Origin of the sequence: Acinetobacter puyangensis, assembly GCF_900096995.1 — a bacterium.
GTDB classification, from domain to species: domain Bacteria; phylum Pseudomonadota; class Gammaproteobacteria; order Pseudomonadales; family Moraxellaceae; genus Acinetobacter; species Acinetobacter puyangensis.
The window spans coordinates 1-26,406 of the sequence record NZ_OANT01000014.1 but is presented as its reverse complement, the minus strand read 5'-3'; the positions used below and the strand labels follow the sequence as shown (position 1 = coordinate 26,406).

24 protein-coding genes and 1 tRNA gene are annotated in these 26,406 nt (G+C 40.6%); 10 read left to right on the top strand and 15 right to left on the bottom strand.

Features of this window, described 5'->3' with window-relative positions; genetic code table 11:
• Window positions 1–79: 79 nt before the first annotated feature.
• The 9 genes from CRO21_RS16195 to CRO21_RS16155 form a co-directional block, all read right to left on the bottom strand.
• Entirely contained in the window at window positions 80–859 is a 780-nt protein-coding gene (locus tag CRO21_RS16195; protein ID WP_097080352.1) for a GNAT family N-acetyltransferase, read from the bottom strand.
• Between the two features lie 177 nt (window positions 860–1,036).
• Window positions 1,037–1,121: transfer RNA gene (locus CRO21_RS16190), tRNA-Leu, on the bottom strand.
• Between the two features lie 206 nt (window positions 1,122–1,327).
• Entirely contained in the window at window positions 1,328–3,835 is a 2,508-nt protein-coding gene (locus CRO21_RS16185; protein WP_213064433.1) for a TonB-dependent siderophore receptor, read from the bottom strand.
• A 238-nt stretch (window positions 3,836–4,073) separates the two neighbouring features.
• Window positions 4,074–5,105, bottom strand: a complete 1,032-nt coding sequence (locus CRO21_RS16180; RefSeq protein ID WP_097080350.1) for a FecR family protein — start codon at window positions 5,103–5,105, stop codon at window positions 4,074–4,076.
• Between the two features lie 13 nt (window positions 5,106–5,118).
• Complete coding sequence (locus CRO21_RS16175; RefSeq protein WP_097080349.1) at window positions 5,119–5,649, bottom strand: sigma-70 family RNA polymerase sigma factor; 531 nt, start codon at window positions 5,647–5,649, stop codon at window positions 5,119–5,121.
• 194 nt (window positions 5,650–5,843) lie between these two features.
• Window positions 5,844–6,749 (bottom strand): acetylglutamate kinase, encoded by a 906-nt coding sequence (argB, locus tag CRO21_RS16170; protein WP_097080348.1) that lies wholly within the window; start codon window positions 6,747–6,749, stop codon window positions 5,844–5,846.
• A 10-nt stretch (window positions 6,750–6,759) separates the two neighbouring features.
• Window positions 6,760–8,157, bottom strand: a complete 1,398-nt coding sequence (locus CRO21_RS16165) for a phosphomannomutase/phosphoglucomutase (RefSeq protein ID WP_378235027.1) — start codon at window positions 8,155–8,157, stop codon at window positions 6,760–6,762.
• 184 nt (window positions 8,158–8,341) lie between these two features.
• Window positions 8,342–8,794, bottom strand: coding sequence for a dUTP diphosphatase (gene dut, locus CRO21_RS16160; protein ID WP_097080346.1), 453 nt, complete (start codon window positions 8,792–8,794; stop codon window positions 8,342–8,344).
• Window positions 8,795–8,829: 35 nt separating this feature from the next.
• The gene (locus tag CRO21_RS16155; protein ID WP_097080345.1) at window positions 8,830–10,872 is read right to left on the bottom strand and encodes a UvrD-helicase domain-containing protein; all 2,043 of its coding nucleotides are present in this window, start codon (window positions 10,870–10,872) and stop codon (window positions 8,830–8,832) included.
• Between the two features lie 332 nt (window positions 10,873–11,204).
• On the opposite strand from CRO21_RS16155, the gene CRO21_RS16150 reads away from it, so the two are divergent.
• Entirely contained in the window at window positions 11,205–12,665 is a 1,461-nt protein-coding gene (locus CRO21_RS16150) for a DASS family sodium-coupled anion symporter (protein ID WP_097080344.1), read from the top strand.
• A 75-nt stretch (window positions 12,666–12,740) separates the two neighbouring features.
• Here CRO21_RS16150 and CRO21_RS16145 read toward each other — a convergent pair whose 3' ends face one another.
• Window positions 12,741–13,385 carry an OmpA family protein gene (locus tag CRO21_RS16145; RefSeq protein ID WP_097080343.1) on the bottom strand — a complete coding sequence of 215 codons (645 nt, stop codon included), beginning with the start codon at window positions 13,383–13,385 and terminating at the stop codon, window positions 12,741–12,743.
• 275 nt (window positions 13,386–13,660) lie between these two features.
• Here CRO21_RS16145 and CRO21_RS16140 point away from each other — a divergent pair, with 275 nt between their 5' ends.
• The 6 genes from CRO21_RS16140 to CRO21_RS16115 all read left to right on the top strand — a co-directional run bounded on the left by CRO21_RS16140 (window position 13,661) and on the right by CRO21_RS16115 (window position 18,078).
• Window positions 13,661–14,566, top strand: a complete 906-nt coding sequence (locus CRO21_RS16140) for an acyltransferase (protein ID WP_097080342.1) — start codon at window positions 13,661–13,663, stop codon at window positions 14,564–14,566.
• A gap of 24 nt (window positions 14,567–14,590) precedes the next feature.
• A complete protein-coding gene (locus CRO21_RS16135) occupies window positions 14,591–15,655 on the top strand; it encodes a hypothetical protein (RefSeq protein ID WP_097080341.1) in 1,065 nt (354 codons plus the stop codon).
• A gap of 140 nt (window positions 15,656–15,795) precedes the next feature.
• A complete protein-coding gene (gene minC, locus CRO21_RS16130) occupies window positions 15,796–16,494 on the top strand; it encodes a septum site-determining protein MinC (protein WP_097080340.1) in 699 nt (232 codons plus the stop codon).
• A 63-nt stretch (window positions 16,495–16,557) separates the two neighbouring features.
• Window positions 16,558–17,370 carry a septum site-determining protein MinD gene (gene minD / locus CRO21_RS16125; RefSeq protein WP_097080339.1) on the top strand — a complete coding sequence of 271 codons (813 nt, stop codon included), beginning with the start codon at window positions 16,558–16,560 and terminating at the stop codon, window positions 17,368–17,370.
• 2 nt (window positions 17,371–17,372) lie between these two features.
• Entirely contained in the window at window positions 17,373–17,645 is a 273-nt protein-coding gene (gene minE / locus CRO21_RS16120; RefSeq protein ID WP_087620272.1) for a cell division topological specificity factor MinE, read from the top strand.
• A 145-nt stretch (window positions 17,646–17,790) separates the two neighbouring features.
• A complete protein-coding gene (locus tag CRO21_RS16115) occupies window positions 17,791–18,078 on the top strand; it encodes a PA4642 family protein (RefSeq protein ID WP_097080338.1) in 288 nt (95 codons plus the stop codon).
• A 60-nt stretch (window positions 18,079–18,138) separates the two neighbouring features.
• Here the strand turns inward: CRO21_RS16115 and CRO21_RS16110 are convergent, their stop codons facing one another.
• Together CRO21_RS16110 and CRO21_RS16105 are read right to left on the bottom strand one after the other, a co-directional pair.
• The gene (locus tag CRO21_RS16110) at window positions 18,139–18,759 is read right to left on the bottom strand and encodes a LysE family transporter (protein ID WP_097080337.1); all 621 of its coding nucleotides are present in this window, start codon (window positions 18,757–18,759) and stop codon (window positions 18,139–18,141) included.
• 102 nt (window positions 18,760–18,861) lie between these two features.
• Window positions 18,862–21,840 (bottom strand): DNA translocase FtsK, encoded by a 2,979-nt coding sequence (locus CRO21_RS16105; RefSeq protein WP_097080336.1) that lies wholly within the window; start codon window positions 21,838–21,840, stop codon window positions 18,862–18,864.
• Between the two features lie 266 nt (window positions 21,841–22,106).
• Here CRO21_RS16105 and trxB point away from each other — a divergent pair, with 266 nt between their 5' ends.
• The 3 genes from trxB to CRO21_RS16090 all read left to right on the top strand — a co-directional run bounded on the left by trxB (window position 22,107) and on the right by CRO21_RS16090 (window position 24,694).
• Window positions 22,107–23,060: a thioredoxin-disulfide reductase gene (gene trxB / locus CRO21_RS16100; RefSeq protein ID WP_097080335.1), complete on the top strand. Its 954-nt coding sequence runs from the start codon at window positions 22,107–22,109 to the stop codon at window positions 23,058–23,060.
• Window positions 23,061–23,150: 90 nt separating this feature from the next.
• Window positions 23,151–23,882, top strand: coding sequence for a leucyl/phenylalanyl-tRNA--protein transferase (gene aat, locus CRO21_RS16095; protein WP_097080334.1), 732 nt, complete (start codon window positions 23,151–23,153; stop codon window positions 23,880–23,882).
• A gap of 8 nt (window positions 23,883–23,890) precedes the next feature.
• Complete coding sequence (locus CRO21_RS16090; protein WP_097080333.1) at window positions 23,891–24,694, top strand: arginyltransferase; 804 nt, start codon at window positions 23,891–23,893, stop codon at window positions 24,692–24,694.
• On the opposite strand, the gene rimI is transcribed toward CRO21_RS16090, so the two are convergent.
• The 3 genes from rimI to CRO21_RS16075 form a co-directional block, all read right to left on the bottom strand.
• Window positions 24,691–25,152 (bottom strand): ribosomal protein S18-alanine N-acetyltransferase, encoded by a 462-nt coding sequence (gene rimI / locus CRO21_RS16085; protein ID WP_097080398.1) that lies wholly within the window; start codon window positions 25,150–25,152, stop codon window positions 24,691–24,693. The genes CRO21_RS16090 and rimI overlap by 4 nt on opposite strands.
• Before the next feature lie 83 nt (window positions 25,153–25,235).
• The gene (locus CRO21_RS16080; protein WP_097080332.1) at window positions 25,236–26,117 is read right to left on the bottom strand and encodes a metal-dependent hydrolase; all 882 of its coding nucleotides are present in this window, start codon (window positions 26,115–26,117) and stop codon (window positions 25,236–25,238) included.
• A 197-nt stretch (window positions 26,118–26,314) separates the two neighbouring features.
• A partial coding sequence (locus CRO21_RS16075) for an EF-Tu C-terminal domain-related protein (protein ID WP_019509660.1) occupies window positions 26,315–26,406 on the bottom strand: 92 nt, incomplete at its 5' end.

The window sequence follows — 26,406 nt, the reverse complement described above, 5'->3', positions numbered from 1 at the left end:
CTGCTTATATTGTGCATGAGCAAAAATAGGGATGCAAATTTCAATCCATATATACTTATCTATAAAAGATATATAAAACCTATTTTTTAATCATTTTATTCATAACAAATGACTTGGCAACCTGATTCACTTCTAAAAACACAAAATAATCCAAACAATTGAAATCTTTATCATAATAGGCTTGCTTTGAGAGTTTTGCCTGCATACTCAAATAAGCATCGAATAACTTTGGAATGCGTTCATCCTGCGCAAAACTATGGCTCGGTATATTTGGCTCGAATTGCTGTTTTGACTGAATATTGATGCTTTGTGAAGCATCTAATTGCTGTAAATAACGATGGGTATGATAAGCACGGGCCAGATTATCCTCCAAACGGATACTGACACAGCCCATCAGATATTTCGCCCGCATGCCCCATAAAACTTTTGGTGCAAGATTTAACCATAACATCGATAATGCCTTACCGGAACGAAATTGTGGATGCACACAGGTACGGCCGACTTCGACAATATTGGGTAAATGTGACAATCGGGATACCACATCAAATTCCTGCGCACTATAACTTTGTGCCAGTTCATGTCCTTTAAATTGTTTTAACCGGGTATATGCGACAATCTCTCCAGACCATTTTTCCCGTAATACGGCATGTTCACAGCCGAAATCATAAACATCCTGATCCAGCCCCTGCTCAAAAGAAATTCCGAATTGATCGGCAAATTGTTTGGCTCTGAATTGCTGAACCTGACGCAACTGTTTTAGGTCATCGACCCATTCAAAACGAAATTGCGTAGCGTTATTTTTATTTTTTAGTCGCGGTGAAGTAAGCGTTTGACGGTACTGATTGAATTTTTCCAACATAATTTGTACTCCTCATTTTTATCCAACACTAGATAAAAGCGATGACAAATCAATGACGATTCGATGAGCAATTGATGACAGTATGCAAATGATGAGATTACTTTTAAATGATAGAGAACTTTAGATTTGCGTTAAATTTACGCCAAAAAATTTAAGTTATTGATTTTATTATTTAATTGGTGCGGATGGGGAGACTCGAACTCCCACGATTTTACTCGCTAATACCTGAAACTAGTGCGTCTACCAATTCCGCCACATCCGCTTTCCGTGTGGCGAATATTATGAATATTTACCGCTATCGTCAAGGGAAAAATGAATTTTTTACTTTAAGATTCATTGGTCTGTTGTTTTTTTACACTAATTATTTCTTCGTGCTTAAATAAGTCACATCGTTTCAAAAAATTATCCAATTCTATAGGTCCTTTCTTGAACCATGACATAATTCAAGAAAGGATTTTATGTTAACAATTAAAACTGGGTTTTAACTGAGAAAGCAATATTTCTGGGTGCGCCCAGCTGCCATTCTGACGACCAATAGTTTTTATTGGTCAGATTGGTCGCATTTAAGTTTAATGTTGTAGGATATTGTCCAATTTGTGTTTTATAGCGAACTCCAGCATCAAGCAAAGTGTAGCCATCAACTTTTTGGGTATTCGTATTATTTTTATATTTGCTACCTGTGTAATATACACCACCTGTCAACGATAGGCCTTCAATAAAAGGAAGATTGTATTCTGCATATATCTTTGCCAAAGTTGAAGCTGCACCTACTGGTTTTTTGCCTTTAAGATTTGCATTTGTCGCTTTATCTACACTTAGATCCATTAAAGTTCCTCCTGTCATTACTGTCAGATTATCAGTTACTTTACCGGTCAATGTTAACTCTATGCCTTGATGAATTTGTAAACCGTCTTGATTCAAGGTTAATTTACCATTTGAAGCTGCCTCTTCGTAAGAATTGGCCTTTTCAATTCGGAACAATGCCGAACTTAATAATAAATTATCTGCAAAGGCGTACTTGGCACCCAATTCATATTGTTTACTAATATAAGGGTCAAAAATTTTACCTGGATCATTATATAGATATTCATCATTCTCATTTTTGGTTGTAGGTACAGAACTCCCTTGCTCCAATCCTTCCATATAACTAGCATAAGTTGTAAGTTGTTCAAATGGTTTAAAAATCAAGGAAAATGTAGGCGTAACCGCCGAATCTTTGTATCCAGAAGCGACTGCACCAGATGTACTATAACTTTTGACATTCAGTTTTGTGTAGTTAATACCTAATAACGCACTCCACTGATCATTAAAGATCACTTCATCGCCAATGATAATATTTTTATTGGTATTATCTGTCGCTTTATAGCGAGTACCATAATTCGTTGAAAAGTTTGGTGAGTTTAAACTCATCAGTTGATCAGCTGTTAAACGACTTGGGGTGACATAAGCAGAATCAATATCTTGAACATAACTATTGGTATATTTTTTCTCCTGATAATTATCTCCCGAAAATCCTACTGTGAGTTTATGTTGAATTGTTCCGGTATTAAATTTCGCATCGAGATAGCTATATACTCCCTGAGAGATGGTATCGTATGGCGTAGTTTTTCCTGGTTTGTACATAGTCCAACCATTAGGAGTAAATATTGGGTAAATAATTACAAATTCCCGGGTATCTTTTTTATATAGATAAGCTGATCTAAGGCTAAAAATATCATTGATTTGCCATGTTGCATTTATACCGGCGCGATCACTTTCGGTCTGATTGTATGTCCATGATGGTGAAAAGGTTTTACTGTTATCATATGCTTTGGGCCAGTAATCTATACCTTGTGCATAGAAACGATTATCAGGACGGTCAACTCGCCAGAATTTGTGTGCTGCTTGTACTTGTAATAATAATTCATCTGTCGCTTGCCAGTCTAAAGCACCACTTACTAGTCGCTTCTCTACATTTTGATCATCTTTTGATGTTTCACCATTTTGATAAGCGGCATTAAATCGATAAGCCCACCGGCCTTCCTCATCAATTTTATTGCCTAAATCAATATGACCAAACCATTGTTGATTGCCATAATTACCTAGGGTGAGATTGGCTAGCTTTTCTTGTGTGGGACGCTTGATAATATAGTTTGTTGTTCCCCCAACATTACCTGCACCATACATAAACCCTGTTAAGCCGTTCATGATTTCAACACGATCTATTTCTTCTGTACTTAAGCCATACGTATAAGAAGAAAGGCGCATACCATCGACTATACCTGCACTGGTACTAAAACCACGAATATTAGCAACAGGGTATCCCCAGACCGTGGTTAAAGCAGAGCTTTGCGTAACAGGATTCATTTTAAACATCTGGTCCAGATCACCAGAAACAGTATTTTCAATAAGCTCACTAGACATCACACTCATCGAATAAGGCGTATCCTGTAACGATTTTTCGCCCCAGGGTCCGACCTGTTTTAATTTTTTGGCAACATAGCCTTGATCAGCCGAAGCATCCGTAATTTCTGCATTTACAGTAATTACAGGTAATTGGGTCACGTTTCCATTTGCTGTTCCTCTGGCAGTCACATCAATCGGATTTAACTGCCCCATATCCCGAGCTTGCACTTTGTCATTGTCATTTTTTCCAATCAAGATATAACCAACTTGGGTCGGTTGGGCTGTAAAAGGTGTACCTTGCAATAAAATAGTTAAACCCTGCTCAACCCGATAGTTTCCATATAAACCCTTGGTGGTTAAGCCAGTCAACGCCTTACCTTCCGTCGAGATTGCCACACCGGACTGTACTGCAAACTGGTTCAATGCCTGCGATAAATCCCCTGCCGCAATCGCATATTGCTGGATATTTTCGGTACTGCCGGCGGTTGCACTAGAGGTGGCAAATACAAAGCTACTGGCAAAAGCAAGATGGATAGAAAGTACAACGGGTTTTAAAATAAAATTCTTACACGGATTCGGCTTTTTCATCATGGTTGCCCCATATAGATAGTATAACGTTACGCAAAGTAAAACGATAAGCATTTATCTTTTTCATTGGATAGGACGCATGAAAATCGAAATTGATTGGTCAAAACTTAAAATATTTTTATGTTTTTTATAATTAACTGTTTTTTATAATTTTTTATTTTTAAAAATTTTTCATAATTAAAGCGATATCTTGCTTTTATGATCAATATTAAAAAGATTTGTATTAGATGCCATCATCTTTTTATTTTTTTTCGGTAATTTTCACTCGCCCTAAAAAATCTGGCTGTACCTCAATCGGTAAACTCTGTTGCAACAATTGCAAAGCATCGCCATCGAGTGGCAAGGTCGCATTGACGATGATGTGTTGCAATTGTTTGTCATCATAACTTAAGCGCTTATTTTGGTAACTTTGCAATATGCCCAGCACCTGATCCAGTGGCATTTGATGAATGACGAGCATGCGTTTTTGCCATGCACTTTCTAGTAATTCAGGTGAGATTTGGTGGCTTGGATGTATCCCCTGTGCATCAATGATCACTTGCTGCCCTGCCTCTACCACAATATTTTCGGTTGATCCAGCGATTGAACCCGATAATTCAACACTGGTTTTCGACTCCAACATCATCAATATTGTCGCATGCTCATAATGTTGAACAATAAAACGCGTGCCCAGAGCAGTGATACGGGCATATTTGGTTTCAATTACAAAGGGACGCTGTGCGTCCTTTGCCACATCAACCAGAATATTGCCATTAAACAATTTAATCAGACGTTGCGCTTGGTCAAAATCAATATCGTATGCAGTTTTGCCACTAATGTTGATTTCACTACGATCTGACAAGGACTGCACTGTCCATTGATTATATGCATTACGACGATCGGCCAGCCAGTCGTGCATTGGCAGCATTTGCCATGCCATCAGGGCGATGATGAGACCACTACATAAAAATATCATCACTGAACGCAACATTCCCGACGAATAACCACGATGGTTCAGGCTGTCATCATTCAGGGTATCTTCAATAATTTGTGTTGAAAGCTGTTGCGAATTACTATGTTGTATCTGGGTAAATTGTTGTAATGTTGCCTGTACCTGCTCAACCAGTTGCCGTCGATGTGGATTCTGATTCTGCCATGCCAGAAAAGCCTGCCGATCTTCCTCTGAGCAATCCTCATCACTCATTTTCACCAGCCACTCGGCAACCTGCTGTAAAAGCTCATCTTCTCCCTTGCTGTCTGTCACATCTGGTTGGGGCTGATCAGGTTCTATCATTTTTGTTTATACATTAATCCTGTTGCATCAAACGATGACAAGACATCACAGCTTTAATTAAGTCGGTTTGTACTGTGGTTCTGGAAATACCCAACTTTTCAGCAATCGTCATTTGTGACATCCCATGCAAGTAATGCAGCATCATCACTTGTCGCGGCCGTTGCTCCAGACCACTTAATGCACAAACGATACGGTGCAAGGTTTCTGTCACTATCACCAAGTCTTCGGGAGAATAATCAACCTCTAGTTGCTGCTGTTCTGCAAGATATTTTAAATAGTCATTTTCAATTTTCTTGCGCCGAGCCTGACTGATCATAATACTTTTGGCAGTCACGGATAAATAAGCGCGAGGTTCCTTGATTTTCTCCAAACGCTCGGGAGATACAAAAATTTTTAAAAAAGTATCCTGTAAAATATCTTCTACATGATTATGAGATCGCAAATTTTTGCATAGCCAGCCATATAGCCATTGATAATTTTCAGCATAAAATTGGCTAATTTTCAGGTTATGATCAGTTTTATTGGTTGTTAACGATTTCACCATTTCATCTGCATCTAAAAGATTATATTTAAAAGACAGCAACGCAACATATGAAGCAAAACAAGTCTAACAACAAACGATAATGATTACTACTTGTATCATTGATTTTTCTAGTCAATATTTTTAGTTATTTTAGCAAGCGATACGATAAATATAGAGCAAATCGTAACAATACAATTTGCTCTATCAAATAACCCTTATGCTTTATGGTGTAAGCGATTGGAAATCAAAGTCCCAACACCATGATCAGTGAAGATTTCCAATAAAGTCGCATGTGGCACACGACCGTCGACAATGACCGAGCTACCAACGCCACCTTTTACTGCATCAAGTGCGCAGGTCACTTTGGGAATCATACCGCCATGAATGGTACCATCTGCAATCAAGGCATCCACATCATGGGTGTTCAATCCTGTCAATAATTCCTTATTTGCACCCAATACACCACGAATATTGGTGAGTAAAATCAACTTTTCTGCGCCCAGTGCTTCAGCCACTTTACCCGCCACCAGATCGGCATTGATATTATAGCTATTGCCCTCTTCATCAACGCCTAACGGTGCAATAACCGGAATAAAATCACTATTGACGAACATATTGATCACATCAATTTTTACCCCAACCACTTCACCGACCATACCCAGATCGATTTTCTGTATAGAACCATCTTCATTTTGTTTTTCCATCAGCAGTTTACGGGCACGAATCAGATTGCCATCTTTACCAGTTAGACCAATCGCACGGCCGCCATGCTGATTAATCAGATTGACAATTGATTTATTGACACTACCGCCCAGCACCATTTCCACCACTTCCATAGTGGCTTCATCGGTTACTCGCATGCCGTCAATACGATCAGACTCACGCCCAAGTTGTTTAAGAAAATGATCAACCTGAGGACCACCACCATGTACCACCACAGGGTTTAAGCCGACAGTTTTCAACAACACGATATCACGGGCAAAAGAACGCTCAAGCTCCGGATCTGTCATGGCATTACCACCGTATTTCACTACAATGGTTTTACCTGCAAAGCGTTGAATATAAGGTAAAGCTTCCGTAAGAACCGTCGCTTTGTCAATTGCAGGTTGATTTGCTGACATGAACATCTCCTCAATAAGTGATCTGGGTGATTGCCTGTGCAATGGCTGGAAATTCGTATTGTAAAGCGGTCACAAAAATTTGACGAATTTCATCAAAATGCGCCGGACTATCGGCATCAAATCGCACAGTAAAGTATTCACCCGTATTCGATGGACGGATAATGCCAAAACCAAATGGAAAATCAAGTCTTATTCCATCAACTTTGCATAAATGTAGTGTATTTAAATCAATAGATTGTTCAATTTGTGCCAGAATTTGCTGACAATCGACACCTTCACAGGCAATGTAAATGTCCTTACTTGCCACCCGTTCAGGAAATTCAGCCAGTATCTGACTCAGGCATTGGCCAGTTGCGCTTAAATATTCCAGTAACCGCAAAGCTGCATATAAACCATCATCAAAGCCTTTGCCCCGTCCATCATTAAACACATAATGCCCTGCAAACTCGCCGCCAAAAATCGCCTGATGATGATATAAATAATTGCGTAAAAAACTACTGCCGGTACGAATCATGGTTAATTGTCCTGCATATTGCCGAACTATTTGCCCAATCTTACTGGAACATTTTACATCACAGACGATTTCTGCATCGGCATGTTGTAATAAACAAATTTTGGCAAATAGGCAAAGTAAACGATCAGGGCTGACATAATCACCCTGTTCATCAACCACCACCAGCCGATCGCCATCACCATCCAGTGCAATCCCAATAAGCGATTGATGAGTAATCACCGATTGAGCCAATGCCTGTAAGCGTTCAGGATGACTCGGATCCGGTGCACCTAAAGGGAAATGACCATCTGCATGGCAATGTAAAGCATCAACCTTACATCCAAACTGTTGTAAAACAGCCAATGCAATAGCACCTGCCGAACCATTCAATCCTTCCAGACTAATGGCTAAATTTTTTGGCAAGCAAATATCATGCTGTAGAAAGTCAATATAGTACGGTAATGCTGAGTCGTATGTCAGGCAACCGTTACCCTGAATAAAATCCTGTTGTTCAATTCGGTCTGCAACCTGCTGTATTTGTGCCGGAGATGGTGGTAAGCCCTTGATTAGCCATTTAATGCCATTATCATGTGCGGGATTATGGCTTGCGGTAATCATGATACCATTACCACCATGTTGTAATGCGGTAAAATACAATAATGGCGAGCTAACACAGCCAATTTCTATGACATCAAGACCAGAAGCGATCAAAGCTTGTGCCATCATTTCGGCATTTTTGGGACTGCTTAAACGTGCATCATAGCCCAAAACCACCTGTTTTTGTTGTTGTTCCCGATAATTGGTCGCCAAAGCCAACGCAATGGCATAAACCAATTCTGCGGTTAAAAGATCGACATGCCCACGAATATCATAAGCACGGAAAATTTTTCGAGGTACAGCCCACTGGGGCGATATGTTTGTTGTAATAGCAAGTTGATTCACAATAAAATCTTCAATCATAAGGACAGACAAGCCATCTCGTGCTTTGTCTGAATATCATTCTAAACCGTTATCCTTGTGATCATACTGAAAAATTTATCAAATCAATACCCGATTTTAGTATTGATTTGATTTCAGAACTGCTGTGCTTTTAGAATAATCAATGCTTACCAGTATGGCCAAAGCCGCCAGCACCACGTTCTGAAGCCGCAAATTCACTAACAAGGTCAAACTGAACCTGTTGCACTGGCACGACCACATATTGTGCCAAACGCTCACCCGGTTCCAATACAAAGGTATTTTGGCCACGATTCCATACCGATACCATTAACTCACCCTGATAATCGGAATCAATTAAACCGACTAGATTACCCAGAACGATACCATGTTTATGTCCCAAACCAGAACGAGGTAAAACCAGACCGGCAAAATTCGGATCCTGAATATAAATCGCCAAACCAGTTTTGACCAATACTGTTTGTCCCGGTTCGATACTCACTGCCTCATCTAGACAGGCGCGTAAATCCAGTCCGGCCGAACCCGTGGTGGCATAGTTGGGCATATCCCATAGTTTACCTAAACGCTCATCCAAAACTTTGACTTGTACTTTCATAAATCTCTCTTCAATATCCTTTCAAAAAATGCATCTTATCTTTTACGCAAAGCTTTAAGATTTTCCAATGCTCGTCTTGCTTGTTCCACCGGATCAACCTGCGTTGCATTTGCCGGTTTTTTACGACCCAGCCATTCGATTTCATCTGCGGGTAGTTCATCAAGAAAACGACTTGGGTTCATCTGTTTCATTTGCCCACCATTTTTACGCTGCTCAGCAAGCGTCAGTGTCAAACCTTGCTTGGCTCGGGTGATTCCCACATACATCAAACGTCGTTCTTCTTCAATGGTATCGGCTGCAATCGAGTTACGATGTGGCAATAACTCTTCTTCCAGTCCCATCATATACACATAAGGAAATTCCAGACCTTTGGCCGCATGTAACGTCAACAAATTGACCTTATCAATATCTTCGGCTTCTTGTTGTTGTTCCAGCATATCGATCAACACCAGTTTACGAATCGCACTTTCAATATTGCGATCATCAACATCATCAGCCTTATTAATCAGACTTTGGATACTGGTGTATAGACTTTCGATATTATCCAGCTTGGTTTTTTCCTGTGCTGGTGTGGCTGCCTGTTCACGTACATAATCAATATAACCTGCTTCATTCATCATTTGACGAACCAAAGGTACAGGATCATCATGATCATGCAGCTCACGGGTAAAGTTCTCAATAAACTCACCAAATTCATGCAATTGTGTCATGGCTTTTTTGGGCAGAACCATGGCTAAACGCTGATCAGATGCTGCACCCAATAAAGACAAATGATTATCTTGCGCAAATAACCCCAGCTTTTCCAGTGTTACAGGACCAATCGCACGTTTTGGTGTATTAATAATCCGCAAAAAGGCACTGTCATCTTCCGGATTAATGATCAAACGCAAATAGCTCATGACGTCCTTGATTTCTGCCCGGGCAAAGAACGATTGTCCACCTGATAGTTTATAAGGAATCTGCATTTGGCGTAATTGTGTTTCAAGCACACGTGACTGGAAATTACCACGGTACAACACCGCATAATCCTTCCAGTTTTTACCATTCATCAATTTATGTGTAATCAAATCCTTGACCACACGTTCTGCTTCATCATCATCATTACGACAGGTAATGACTCGAATCGCATCACCACGACCTTTATCACTCCACAACTCTTTTTCAAAAATATGTGGGTTGTTTGTAATGACAGCATTGGCAGCTTTTAAAATAATACTGGTCGACCGATAATTCTGTTCCAGTTTAACCACTTTTAAATTTGGAAAATCTTGTGCCAGCAATGCCATATTTTCCGGCTTGGCACCACGCCAGGCATAAATTGACTGGTCGTCATCACCCACTGCGGTAAACTGCCCCATGACACCCACCAACAGTTTTACCATCATATATTGAGCGGTATTGGTATCTTGATATTCATCCACCAGTAGATAGCGCACACGATTTTGCCATTTATCCCGCACTTCGGCATTGTCCTGTAACAGTCGGGTTGGCATCACAATCAGATCATCAAAATCAACCGCATTATAAGCACGTAGATTACGCTCATACAGTTGGTATAAGTGTGCAAGCTGAACATCTTCCGGTGTTTCGCAAGTGACATGTGCCTGTTCCGGTGGAATCAGATCATTTTTCCAGTCGGAGATTTTTTTCATCGCCTTGGCAATCAGTTCTTTACTTTCTGCGCCTGCCAAATTATCGCGATGCATTAAATCCATCAAAATTCGTTTGCAGTCATCGGCATCGAGGATAGAAAAATTATTTTTCAGCGGTGTATGCTTGAGTTCCAGACGTAACAGGTTTAAACCAAAGGTATGGAATGTCGAGACATTCAAGCCTTTAGATTGTTCTTTACTCAACAGTTTTAGCACACGCTCTTTCATTTCCCGTGCCGCTTTATTGGTAAAGGTCACTGCGGTAATCCGATGTGCCGGAATATTACATTGTTCAATCAGATAGGCAATTTTTTGGGTGATGACCGAGGTTTTACCTGAACCTGCCCCAGCAAGTACCAGCAATGGCCCTTTGGTATAGCGCATTGCCTCTTGTTGTTTATCATTCAGATGTGAACCTGCCGACATGATGATCGTTCCACTATGCAAAAACGAACTGTGATTATAATGGTTCACCTTGCACATGCAATCATTGTTATTTTAATACAACAGAAAATGATCATGCTCAGTCAATTTTATCTCTAACTATTTTAAATAGCCTAAAGCAAAACCGCTATTGATCAATGCAGCTGAGTTCGTCACATTTTATCTTGCCAATTTAAAGAAACACCACCGTCTATTTTCTATGCAAAAATTAAAAATATTTAAAAAACAAAGCTGTTTTAAGTGTTCGTGATTATAATAGTGTCATCTATATCCCTCACACTCGGTCCTATGACCTAAATACAATAGAGGACATCATGTTCGGTTTTAAACCTATTCCAACTGCCATTGCGCTGGTCATTGCCCTGATGATCTGGTTTGTCATTCCTGTACCGCAAGGCGTAGAACCTCAAGCATGGCATTTACTGGCCATGTTTGTCGGTGTGATTGCGGCCATTATTGGTAAGGCCATGCCCATCGGTGCCATCGCCATCATTGCCATCATGCTGGTCGCCATTACCGGTGTCACCAATCCCAACCCAAGTGATGCGATGAAAGATGCTTTAAGTAGTTTTGCCAATCCCCTCATCTGGTTAATTGGTATTTCTATCATGATTTCAAAGGGGTTACAAAAAACTGGTTTGGGTGCACGACTCGGTTATATGTTTATTGCTGTTTGGGGTAAACGCACCATTGGCATCGGATACAGTATGGTTTTGTCGGAACTATTACTTGCACCGGTAACGCCAAGTAACACCGCACGTGGCGGTGGGATCATTCATCCGATTGTACGGGCGATTGCCGACAGTTACGATTCAGATCCGGAAAAAGGCACAGAAAATCGCATGGGTAAATATTTATCCTTGGTAAATTATCATGCCAATCCGATTACCTCTGCCATGTTTATTACTGCAACTGCCCCCAATCCTCTCGTGGTTGATCTGGTCGCAAAAGCCACCAATAGTCAGATTTCCCTGAGCTGGACCACATGGGCAATTGCCATGTTATTACCCGGCTTGATTTGTCTGATCATCATGCCCTTGGTATTGTACTGGATGTATCCACCTGAAGTTAAACAAACACCAAACGCCACCCAGTTTGCCAAAGAAAAACTCAAAGAGATGGGCGGTATTAGTCGTCATGAACTGATCATGCTCGGTGTATTTGGGATTTTATTATTGTTATGGGCCGGTATTCCTGCCATGATTTTTGGTGAGGCTTGGACTGTTGATGCAACCACCACAGCCTTTTTGGGCTTATGTTTATTATTAATTACGGGTGTACTGACTTGGGATGACATTCTGACACAAAAAAGTGCATGGGATACCATTACCTGGTTTGCGGCATTGGTGATGATGGCAACATACCTCAACAAACTTGGACTAATCGGCTGGTTTTCCGGGATTCTGGAGTCAAACATTGCACAACTCGGATGGAGTTGGATACCGGCTTGTTTATTATTAATGTTGGCCTATTTATATGCACATTATATGTTTGCCAGCACGACTGCACATATCACAGCAATGTTTGCAGCATTTTATACTGCTGGTCTGGCATTAGGTGCGCCACCAATGTTTTTTGCCCTGATTATGGCTGCCGCCTCCAGCATCATGATGACGCTGACGCATTATGCAACAGGCACTTCACCGGTTATTTTTGGTTCAAACTATATTACGCTAGGCGAATGGTGGAAAGCCGGATTTGTCATGAGTGTGGTCGAAATTATCATTTTTATCTTTATTGGCGGGCTGTGGTGGAAAGTCTTGGGTTACTGGTGATACACCCCATACTGTTATCACTCTAATAAAAAACCACGCTATTGAAGCGTGGTTTTTTTAACATTGATTTAAATATTAAGATACTGCGTAAATGCTCAGCTCAACACGACGGTTTTGCTGTTTACCATCAGCAGTCGCATTACTTGCGATCGGATTGCTTGCGCCATAACCTTGTGCATTGATGCGGTTAGAGGGTACGCCTTGTTGAATTAAATAGTTTTGTACTGATTGGGCACGACGTTGAGATAATGGAATATTGATCGAATCATTACCTGTGCTATCGGTATAACCAGATACCACAACAGCAACTTTACCATCATTCAATTGTTGTGCAACTTTGTTCAGTGTTGCATAGAATTGTGGATTAATGGTTGCATCATTGGTCGCAAAAGTAATGTTACCTGGCATAACCAAGCCAATTGAACCATCTTCATTACGATCTACACTTACACCTGATCCTGCCAGTTGCTCTTTTAATTTTTTCTCACGTTGATCCAGAATATAACCGCCTGCACCACCAACCACAGCACCAATCAAGGCACCACGGTTATTTTGCGAACTGGAATTGGCATTCGATTTAGAAAGGCCATAACCAGCAGCAGCACCAATAACACTACCAATTGCAGTTTTGTTGTAGTCTCTTTGACCAGTTGTAGGATCAGTTGTACAACCAGTTAATGCAACTGCCCCGATCAACGCTGAAATAGCGAATGCACGCATTGTATATCTCCATCTGTTATGTTTGCTATATGGCTATTATCAATCAATAAAAATCCTATTCCATGGCTATATTGTAAAAAAAGCGGTTTATTTTTACATTTTGTAATATTTATAAGTAAAGCAGTTATAAAACTATTCCATCTTACTTCATAATGATAGGAATGACAGCTTTAAAAATCTTTGCTAAGGTTGCAACTTAACAATTTCATTATTTAAGCTCTATTGATATCTGGTGAAAAAAATTATCAATAAGCCCTTATGATCGTGAGTAGATAATGGCCAAATCCAATACTTTGTTAAAAAAAATCAGTCGTGGTGTCTCTGTTGCCTCTACCATTACCGCAAGTACATTCCTGCATGGTCCACCGGTTCTGGCATTGGGCTTAACCAAACTCATTGCCAATTCAAAAAAGGTGGATGAAACCAATATTAAAATTACCAATAGCTGGCTGAGTATCAACAACTGGCTGATTGACCATGTATTGCCTAATACCAAATGGACCATCACGGTTGATGAAAAACTCGACCTGAGTATGCAAGGACGATATTTGATGATCTGTAATCATCAAAGTTGGGTGGATACAACGGTTAATCAATATTTTGGTGTATCGCGGATGCCGCTCACCCGTTTTTTTACCAAATGGGAACTTATTTTTATTCCGTTTGTTGGTCAGGCATTTAAGATTTTGGGCTTTCCCATGATGAAGCGGCACAGTAAAGCCGAAATTGCCAAAAATCCACAATTAAAAACTCGGGATATGGAAGAAGCACGTAAATCTTGCCAACAACTATTAAGTCAGCCTTTTACTTTATTAAATTATCTGGAAGGTACACGATTTACCGTAGAAAAACATGCTGCACAACATTCGCCTTATAAAAACCTGCTGAAACCCAAAGCAGGCGGTCTGGCATTGGCACTCAATATTTTAAACGATGAAATTGACGCTTTTGTCGATATGACCATTGTTTACCCGGATGGTGTACCGGGTTATGGCGAGTTCTGGCTCGGTGACGTACCGCGGATTGCAGTTGACTTAAGAAAAATTGACTTGCCGGAATGGATCAATAGCGGGAATTATGAAGATGACCCAGCCTATCGGGAAAAATTCCAGCAATGGGTCGATCAAATTTGGCAAGAAAAAGATCTACGTATCGAACAAATGAAAGCAAATTTACAATAATCCAACTCGCTAAAGAGATTGAATATGGCCACCCCAAATAAGGCGAAAAGTAGTTTTCGTCCAATTGACCACACTACTTGGCAATGGAAACAATTTCTTGCCTACGATGTGTTGATGATGGCACTCATCGTGATTAACCTCATCATTTTAGGTTTACAGGCATTTATTCTAAGTGATTTTGGTGCATGGATCGCTCAATCTCTACGTATAAATAGCGAAAGACTATTCTATATCGAGCAACTTAGTCCGATTGTTCGCAGTATTGATTTTTATTTTATCTGTTTTCTGATTTCCGAGCTGGTGATTCGTTGGGTGTTTGCCATCATTGGAAAACATCATCGTCGCTGGTGGTTTTTTCCTTTTATTCATTGGTATGAAGTACTCGCCATTATCCCAATGTTGCGTTTTTTAAGACTGTTACGTGCCGGCGTGATTGCTTATCGCTTACATGAGCTGGGTTATAAAGTGGTACCGCGTTGGATTCTGGTTCGGGTCAAATTTTATTATGAAGTGGTCATGGAAGAACTGACTGATCGTATCGTGCTGACTGCACTCAATCAAATCGAAAAAGAACTTGATACCAGCAACATACACAATAAAATTATCCATAATATTATTGATCATCACCGTGCCCTTTTTGCTGATACCTTAGCCGAAACCCTACAACAATCACTGGCTCAGGCATTGGCCGCACAACAGGATAATATCAGTAAAAATATTGGCCAGATCGTTAATCAGGCCATAGAAGATACACCGGAACTGACACAATTGTTAAGACTGATTCCAATTGTCGGTGGTCGTATCGAACAGCAAATCCAGTCAATTGGACAACGTCTGGGAGAAAATATCACACAGGGTATTATTGCGCCTTTTAGCCAACAAACGCAGTTTAGCCAGCAAAATGCCAATCCATTGTTAAGTGAAATTTCGACTCAGATCAGTCAAGTGCCCTTAAGGTCTGAAAAAATCGATGCACTAGTTGAATCGGTTGTCCGTGAAAGCTTAAACGGTATTCGCGAGCAGGTCAAAATTAAACACTGGCAACAACTTTTGGATGAAAATAATTTAAATGAAAAATCATTCAAATAAAAAGTCGCTGAATTCATCAACAGTCTGATGAAATTGGCGATTTGGGGTAGAACATTTTGGTAATTTCCACTAGGATTACAGCATTTACATACATTATCTCGCAATTAGCATTTTAGACTATTTGCACATAAGGAACACATATGGCTGATATTCGTATCACAGGACGCATGGTCAATTTTTCCAGATTGACTTTTGAAACCAATGACCTCGATCATATCCGCCAGCAACTTTCAGCAATTCTTGCCGATGATGATTACAGCGGTACACTGGTCATTATTGACAGTACTGTTCCACAAGAATTGATCGAATTGATTCAATTACTGATTGAATACAAACTCCAGCCGATGGCTGCCGTTGATGGTGTTCTGGGCGATGATGCACGTGCCATCCAGTTTCCTGTGATCTCGCCTGACCAGCCAGTACAACGCATCACTGCCACATCTCAAACTGTTCATACAGAAGAAGCTGTACTCGAAAAAGTCGCGGTGATCAAACCTGTTGCTCTTCCTACGGTCTACCACGACGAAATTTTACGTACAGGTCAAAGTCTGGTTGAGGAAAATGGCGATATTGTATTGACTGCCAGCATGAATAGCGGTTCCGAAATTATTGCTTCGGGGAACATTTATATTTATGGCACTGCACGTGGTCGTGTCATTGCTGGCGCCAGCGGTGATATGAATGCCCGCATTTTTTGCAATAGTCTTGAAGCTGAGCTGATCTCAATTGCAGGAACTTATTATGTGGCAGAAGATATTCCAAGCGAATATTTTAAAAAAGCGGTACAAATTTACTTAAATCACAATCAAGAACTTGAATTTGAGCCTTTATCCATTTAAGGTAGGCTAAAATATCGATAAAGCCCTTTTCCAGGGCAGGAATACCTAACAGGAGTATATTCGGTGGCTAAAATTGTTGTCGTAACTTCCGGCAAAGGCGGAGTTGGTAAAACCACTACCAGTGCTTCATTTGCGACTGGCCTTGCGCTTAGAGGCCATAAGACCGTTGTCATCGATTTTGATGTTGGACTACGTAATCTGGACTTGATCATGGGCTGTGAGCGCCGAGTTGTTTATGACTTTGTTAATGTCATCAACAATGAAGCAAGATTACAGCAAGCCTTAATCCGTGATAAAGATATTGATAACTTGTATATCCTTCCCGCCTCACAAACCCGTGATAAAGATGCGTTAACTGATGAAGGTGTACAACGGGTAATGGATGAGTTGTCAGAAGAATTTGACTATATTATTTGTGACTCTCCCGCAGGTATTGAACGTGGTGCTATCCTTGCCATGTACCATGCCGACGAAGCTATTATCGTGACCAATCCAGAAATTTCCTCTGTACGAGATTCTGACCGAATTATCGGCATGCTCGATAGCAAAACCAAAAAAGTAGAACAAAAAGAAGGACGTATCCGCAAACATCTGTGTATCACACGTTTCAATCCAGAACGTGCTGATAAGCAGGAAATGCTGACCATTGAAGACATTTCCGAAGACATCTTACGTGTACCTACACTGGGTGTAATTCCGGAATGTCCAAGCGTTTTACAGGCATCCAACGAAGGTAAACCTGTGATTCTGTTTACAGAGTCTAAAGGTGGCCAGGCCTATGATGATTTTGTAGCCCGCTTCCTCGGCGAGGATCGTCCTTATCGTCATATTAAAGCACAACCGAAAGGTTGGTTAGCTCGATTATTTGGAGCATAGACATGGCAGGATTTTGGAGTAAATTATTTAGCGGAGACGAAAAACCAAGTAGTGCACAAACTGCAAAAGACCGTTTAAAAGTGATTGTCGCTTCTGAACAAGGTTTGGGTCGTCGTTTAAGCCAAGATAAAATTGACCAGATGAAAAAAGAAATTTTACAGGTGGTCAATCGATATGTGCGTGGGGTTGATGAAACCAATATCAACATGCAAGTTCGTTCCGAAGCAAATATTGAAATGCTTGAAATGAATATCAATTTACCCGAAGATAAATAGGGTCTGTTGACACTTCGTCTATGTTTGCGACATGAGAGATCTATCTCGCAAAGTTTTTTGTTGACGGTGTAGATTGAATAAAGGCAAAATTCAGTATATATCTGTTTTTTGCCTTTTTATTGGATTAAAATTTTAGGAGAACCTCATGGCAGTATCACAGCCAGCAACCTTTAATGAAGAATGGTCTGATGATCGTGTATTTGCCTATTTAAATCAGTTACCACCACAAGGCGTAAATGCAGATTATCATGTGCTCTATAATGCCTTTAAACACATGCGTCCTTTTGATTTTGAACGTCTATTAACAAAATTTGTTGCAGATGGTCGTGATGTCAATGCTAAAAATCCTCAGGGACAAACCATTACTGATGTGATTGCACACTACCCGAGTCAAAGCACAGCATTTTTAGAGGTATTGGCAAAGTTTGCTTAAATAAATAAACTTTACCTTTTTAATCCAGAAGCCTGCATGTTCAGGCTTCTTTTATTTTCATTATTTATGTCCGATTAAATACAGCCCAAATAGGGTAAAAATCCCACCTGAAATCCCATCAATCCATCGCGCAGCATTTTCATAGGCTGCTTTAAAACGTGGCATGGAAAATACCAACATGACCAGACTAAACCAGATCACCGTTTCAATGGTAACGATGAATAACAATAAGGTATGCAAACCCTCAAGTTTGGGATTAACCAAAAACAATGAGAATACACTACCAAAATAAATCACTGCCTTGGGATTGGATAAATTGGTTAAAAAACCTTTTAAGAAAAATAGTACACCTGATTGCGGTAAAATCAGCATGGTTGGCGCTTGATCAGACTTTTTAGCAAATGCAGCACGCAGCATTTGTATACCTAAATAACACAGGTAAATGCCACCCAAGATAAATAAAACATGCCTTAACCAAGCCATTTTTTCAAAAATAATATTTAGTCCCAGCAATGCCAATAATGCCCAAACCATGACACTACAGCTAATACCCAATACGACATAAAAACTGTCCTTGCGAGAATGACTAATGGCAGTTTGCGACACCAGAAAAAAATCCGGTCCAGGCGTAATCAGGGCACACAAATGGATAAATACCAATGTCATTAACGCCATGAACATATGAAGTTCCTTAGTTTATTTATCTTGATCACAACCTTTTTGGCCGTACCAATTAATTAAAAAGCCCCAACATTGTTGAGGCTGAATACACAATGAAAAATATTATACCAGAATATCCCGTTTACCATTGGGGCCCATTGGACTGACGATACCATTTTCTTCCATCTGATCGACAATACGCGCTGCACGGTTATAACCTAGGCTAAATTTACGCTGTAATGAAGAAACCGAAACTTTGCGGGTTTCCAAAACAAAAGAAACACATTGATCATAGAGCGCATCACGATTTGGATCACCATCACCGGAATCAAAACCACCATTTGAGCCACTTTCTTCATCAAATGGCGTTAGAATCTCATCGACATAATCCGGCGAACCACGTTCTCGCCATGCGTCACAGATCCGGTTTACCTCGTCATCGGAAATAAAGGCACCATGTACACGTTCCGGTTCAATTTTACCCGGTCCGAGGAATAACATATCACCATGACCAAGCAAGTCTTCTGCTCCACCTGCGTCCAAGATAGTACGCGAGTCGATTTTAGAGTTAACCCGTAACGCCACTCGAGTAGGAATATTGGCTTTAATCAAACCGGTAATCACATCCACCGATGGACGTTGTGTCGCAAGCAATAAATGAATCCCGGCAGCACGCGACTTTTGTGCGAGACGCGTAATCATTTCCTCGGCTTTTTTACCTACCTGCATGATCATATCTGCAAATTCATCGGCAACAATCACAATCATCGGTAAAGGCTGTAAACGAGGTGCCCGATCCTGTGTTGCCGAATCGCTTGGTTTCCAGGTTGGATCAATTAAGTCCTCACCGCGGGCAATGGCCTCTTCAACCTTGCGATTGTAATCGGTGATTTTACGAATTTTCAAAAATGACATCAGTTTATAACGGCGTTCCATTTCATTTACACACCAATTCAAGGCACTTACCGCATCTTTCATATCGGTAACTACGGGTGTAAGCAAATGCGGAATATCGTTATAGTTTGCCAACTCAAGCTGTTTTGGATCGATTAAAATTAAACGTAATTCTTTAGGTGGATATTTTAACAACATAGATAAAATCATGGCATTAACTGCAACCGATTTACCCGAACCTGTGGTCCCTGCCACCAGCATATGTGGTGCTTTGGCCAAATCGGCAAGCACCGGATTACCCGAGATATCTTTACCCATGGCCATACTGATCAAACCACTAGGATCACGATAGGCAGGAGTTTCCAATAACTCGATCAAACGCACCATCTCACGGGCACTATTGGGCACTTCAATACCGATATAAGGTTTACCCGGAATCACCTCCACCACACGAACAGATGCCATAGACATGGAGCGTGCCAAATCTCGGGAAATATTGGTCACTTTCGAGGCTTTTACCCCAGGCGCAAGATCAAGTTCAAAACGTGTGACCACAGGGCCGGGATGCGCTTCGATCACAGTTGCCTTGACATTGAAATCCTGTAATTTAATTTCCAGTAATTCAGATAACCGACTCAGTTGTTCGGCAGTAAAATTCACCTTCTTATTTGGATCAACAGGATCCAGTAAATCCAGACCCGGCAAAGGCGACAAATGTTTGCGTTTTTCCAGCACTTGAAAAGCATGTGATACAGGACGTCCCGAAGCATCTGTTAAAGGTGCATCCAGATCGTCCCAGTCAAACTCTTCTTCTTGTGGTTTACCTGCCGTTTCATGCCATGCTTCTATAAATTCTTGTTTACTCAACGGCTTGTTTTCTTCTGCCTCTTGTGTTGCCACAGGAGAAATCGAAGAATTTATGTCTGTGGTATTTCCCGCACTCAATACTTCGCGATGACCAAATTGAGGGGCATCCACCCTAAGATCTTTTTGAGTCGTTATAGAAGCTGCTGGTGTTTCTATTTTTTTCTGTTGATCCTGCGGTACAGCTGCCAATAGCTCATCAAATACTTCATCATCACTCCAGTCCAGAATGGTGTCATTCAGATCGTTTGGTAAAGGTAAAGATGTCGCTTTACGTTCTGGCAGTTCCTGTAAATGACGATCCGCCTGCTCAATTAACTGAACCATTTCATCATGAGAATCGGTCTGCTGTAGCGTGTGCAATGCAACTGTTTCACTAATTGTTTCGTTTTCAGCCTGCCCTGCCCTATCTGTTAGGGACAAAGATGCGTGCTCTGAATCCGTATGGCTGTCAACTGTATCTGTTTGCCCGGCAACTGCTCGCCATACTTCACCGCTTTGTACCGTCTGCTTAGGCGAAACATTTGCAACAGGCACGTTATCTGCTTCAGTAATCTTGGGTTTAGTGATAATTTTCTCTTCTAATTGACGAATTTCTGCATCACTCTGAAGTTGCTCTTCAACAAAATCATAGTCATCAGCTTGCGTCGCTTCCTGAGTGGCTACTGCCGAATGTTCGGCAACTTTTTGTTGACGATTTGCTGCCACCGCACCATGTTTTTTTGCTTCTTCACGGCCCAGACTCAAATCGTAATCTTCTGCTTCAGCAGGTACATTTTTATAAAAAATATCCTGCAAATAACCGGGAATGGAACGAACCAGTTGACCTGCATTGAGCCACTCAATTTTAAATGCCAAAGTCCATAAAATGACGCAAAACACAATCAAAAAAATAATTGCGCCAATTTGGCTAAAGATACTCGCCAGACTTTGTGCAACCTCATAACCAATGATTCCACCAGATGCATTGACTAAAGCATCACTGGGTACCTGCCAGAGGAAATACAACAGTGCCGCCGTGGTCAGCAAAATAAAAAACTGCGCAGCATATCGGAATGGACGTGTTAAATAACTACGTGGCCACCAGACCTGAATTGCTTCGATAAATAAAAACAATGGTAACAATAATACTGCCCAGCCAAATAAGCCATAGAGCATATCGGCGACCCACGCCCCTGCTACACCACTGGCATTACTCACCTGTTGCGTATCACTTGAAACATGCATCCATCCTGGATCAAATGGGGTGTAGGTTACTGTCGCCAAAAACAAGTAAATCCCAAAAGACACCAAAAAAATGGTACTTAAAACACGTTGTGCATAGTTACCGTTCACTACACTCATCTATTTTCCTATTCTAGCTTTGGCACATTTATAAATGCCTAAATCTTGAAATCATTATTTAGCGTATATTATGCACTGCTTCAATTAGAAAATCTTGTCCGTTTGTATGATTGTGCTTCGCTTCGATTGGCTTTTTCAACTAAAATCGAGATTACCTATATCTTTAATCAACATTACTCTACCAAACTACCGCCAATTTCAAGCATATTTCACGTATAATTCTCACAACCACATAAATCACATGAATAAGTTTCAGGAAAATTGATATGAGTACACGTCACTCTCAACTCATTATTTTAGGCTCTGGCCCTGCCGGCTACAGCGCAGCAGTCTATGCTGCACGTGCAAATCTTAAACCAGTTCTTATCGCTGGTTTACAACTTGGCGGCCAATTAACCACGACTACGGAAATTGATAACTGGCCGGGTGGTGAAGAAGGTTTGACTGGTCCTGCAATCATGGAACGTATGCAAGCCCATGCAGAACGCTTTGGTACAGAAATTTTATATGATCACATCAATGAAGTAGATTTAAAAACCCGTCCCTTTGTCCTCAAAGGTGATATGGAAGAATACACCTGTGATGCTTTAATTATTGCAACAGGTGCGACAGCACAATATCTTGGTCTAGAATCTGAACAGAAATTTATGGGACAAGGTGTCAGTGCATGTGCGACCTGTGATGGTTTCTTCTATAAGAACCAGAAAGTAATGGTTGTGGGTGGTGGTAATACTGCGGTAGAAGAAGCTTTATATCTCTCCAATATCGCTGCGCATGTCACGCTGGTACATCGTCGTGACAGCTTACGTTCTGAAAAGATTTTACAAGATCATTTATTTGCCAAAGAAAAAGAAGGCAAGATTTCCATTATCTGGAATCATCAGGTTGATGAAGTATTGGGTGATCAAACTGGTGTTACTGGTGTTCGTATCAAATCAACTCAGGATCATTCTACTCAAGATATTGAGGTTCAAGGCTTATTTGTTGCCATTGGTCACAAACCGAATACTGAAATATTCCAAGGTCAGCTTGAGCTAAAAGACGGTTATATTGTGGTAAACAGTGGCACACATGGTAATGCGACTGCAACCAGTATAGCTGGCGTATTTGCCGCAGGTGATGTCGCTGATCATATTTATCGTCAGGCAATTACCTCTGCGGGTTCGGGTTGTATGGCGGCACTCGATGCCGATCTCTATCTGGACAACAATGTCAAATAGAGCATTCTAAAGAAAAGAGCGATAGCGCTCTTTTCTTTTATCTACACCCACAAGATTTATGCTTAGCATTGGATTAATTGATCGTTCACAATGAATTTTAATTGCATATATGATTTTCCAGATCCCGAAGTTGCCGATCCCGATGGCCAAGGACTGATCTGTATAGGCGGTGATCTACAACCATCGACTTTACTGGCTGCCTATCATCGCGGTTTATTTCCATGGTTTAATCAGGATGAACCAATTTGCTGGTGGTGTCCGGAACCACGCTGCATTATCTATCCAGAAATATTTGTGCCCAGTAAAACCCTGATCCGCACGATGAAAAAGCTAGATTATCAAATCCGGATTGATTGTGCCTTTGAACAAGTCATTAAAAGCTGTGCTGCACCACGCAGTTATAGTCAGGAAACATGGATTAGCTCCGACATCATCAAGAGCTATATTCAGTTGCATCAACTTGGCTTTGCCCACAGCATCGAAATCTGGGATCAAGATGAATTAATTGGTGGTCTATACGGACTCAATCTAGGCAAAGGCTTTTTCGGCGAATCCATGTTCAATACCCGAACTGATACCTCAAAAATGGCTTTTTACTGTTTAATGCTACTTTGCCATGAACAACAATCGCCTTGGGTTGACTGTCAATTACCCAATGATCACCTGATAAGTCTGGGCGCTACAACAATTACACGCTTTGATTTTTTAAGCACATTACAAAATGTGGTAAATCAGCCACAAATTGATTGGAAAGTCTACCAAAACAGTGTATTTTCTTCTTATGAGGTCGCATTGCATAAAAAACTACACGCAATACACTGAGTTAAGCTATGAAATCATACACTCCCTTGACGTCACTTGATGATTTGCAGTACTACATCACACCACCACATGATTGTAGTTATCTGTCACGTCGTTCTGCCCGTATGGTTTTTTTAGATCCGGTTCAAAGAATTGATACCGTCACGTTATCAGAATTGTCACGTTCCGGGTTCCGTCGTAGTGGTGACTTTATTTATCGCCCAGAATGTCATTTGTGTCGGCAATGTTTGTCTGCGCGTATTCCCATCAATGACTTTGTGGCAAACAGCAGTCAAAAAAAAGCATGGAAACGTAATCAGGATTTAAACCTTAAAATTACACCAACCCATGAAGCGCAATATCATCATTATGAACTATATGAAAAATATATCCGTTTACGTCATTTTGATGGTGATATGTTCCCGCCCAATCATGAACAATTTGAAAAGTTTTTAGTACATAGCTGTACCGATAGTTTCTTTCTGGAATTATGGCAAGATCAGCAATTATTAAGTGTTGCCACATGTGATCAACTAGATGATGGTCTATCTGCGGTCTATACGTTTTTTGAACCGGAAGAAAGCAAACGCAGTCTGGGCGTATTCTCCATTTTGCAACAGATTGAATATGTCAAAACGCTGGGACTCGATTACCTTTACTTAGGTTATTGGGTACCGCACGCTACAAAAATGAACTATAAAATCCAATATAGTCCACTGGAGGTATTACTAGATGGACAATGGCATCGATTAACACATCATCTTTCCGATGAAGAGGTACAGCGTCTGGGTGATTCACTGCTCACCACCCTACCATCACAATTAAGTCGTTAATCTAGTTTAAAATTAAAAGTGTCAGTATTGAGAAGATTGGCCATAATAATGGCGTGTTCTTTTTTACCCTGTGGGGCTGGATAATAATTTTTCCGCAGATCAATCTGATGAAAACCAGCTTTTTCATATAAGGCGATTGCTGCCAAATTACTCTCACGCACTTCAAGAAAAATCTGTATGCATTTTTCCCCTAATCGCGCAATGGCATCTTCTAATATGGCCAAACCATATCCCTGCCCTTGATGCTGCGGATCAACAGCCATTAGCAGTAAATTGGCCTCATCCAGTACAGGTTGCATAATACAAAAACCTATTACTTGTTTATCTTTTTCAAGCACAGTCGCCTGATGGTGCAACATACTGTCGGCAAATTGTGTTTTGGTCCATGGATGGAATTGGACTTGTTGCTCAATACGGACAACGTAATCAATATCCTGTGTTTGCATCAAACGAATCATGATAGCTTTAATTCTAAAAATTTTAAGCATTTTAATCCAAGCAAAAAAAAGAGCAATGAATTTGCTCTTTTTGGCTTAAAACTTTATAGGCCTAATTTTGCTTTCCATTTAGCCAATAAGGCATTGGTATCCAGATCATTTGGGTGAAAGCTGGGCCTAAAATAAGCCAGCATTTCTCGTGTCATACCTGTAATAATGCCTTTCGACGGACTATAAGCATAAGTATAAATCATGCGCAGTTCTTTTAAATTTAATTTTTGATCCTGTTTTAATAAACGCAACACAAAATAAGATTGGGTTAGAAAAATCAGTGTCATGGCGAAAACCAAAGCACTGGTACGCAGTGTATATGCTTTTATACCTTGCCCAAACACACCTTCATACACATCATAAGCCACCGCTTTATGCTCATTCTCTTCAATCGCATGCCAATACCACATATTTGCCATGGTTTGATCAGTCATCAAATCCTGAATATGCGAATTGGTTAATAACTGTGAAGCAATCGTTGCGGTAAAGTGCTCCAATGCTGTTGTTGCGGTAAGATCCACCATTTCTTGCGTCATACCAAACGGTTTTACCACTTTGGCAAAAACCTTGCGTGCGGTTTGTATCACTGTATCGGTATTCTTTTCTAGCGTCGCCACATCATGACCATATTTTTGTGCCGAGGCATTAAAGCCCACATGTTCTTGAGTATGCATGGCTTCTTGACCAATAAATGCGCTAATTTCTTTTTGTAATCTTTCATCATCTTTAATCAGTGGGTGTTTGCGTACCGCACGGACAGAGTCAATAAAAAACTTTTCACCCGCAGGAAATAATGCCGATAACGCAGTCAAAAAGTGAGTAATGCCGGCAGATTCACTGGCCCAATATTGCGGAACTTGCTCAAAATCAAAATTCATTCGACGTACAGGGAAGCTGGCACCGGCACGACTGGAAATGTTTACTTTCGCATTCATTTTATTTCATCTCCAATTTATCATTAATCACAATGATAGGGAACACTTAAGCTTTGATCGTTTTATATTACTGATTTATTGAAAATACTATAGGTGATGAACAGGACAGTTTAATATCAGATAAGGACAACTTATTATTTTGTCTAACAAAAAAAGCACCCCTAAAAGGAGTGCTTTCTTTACAACTGTAAAAGTGATTATGCAGTTACTTTCGCAACAACACCAGCACCTACAGTACGACCACCTTCACGAATCGCAAAACGCAGACCTGGGTCCATTGCGATTGGGT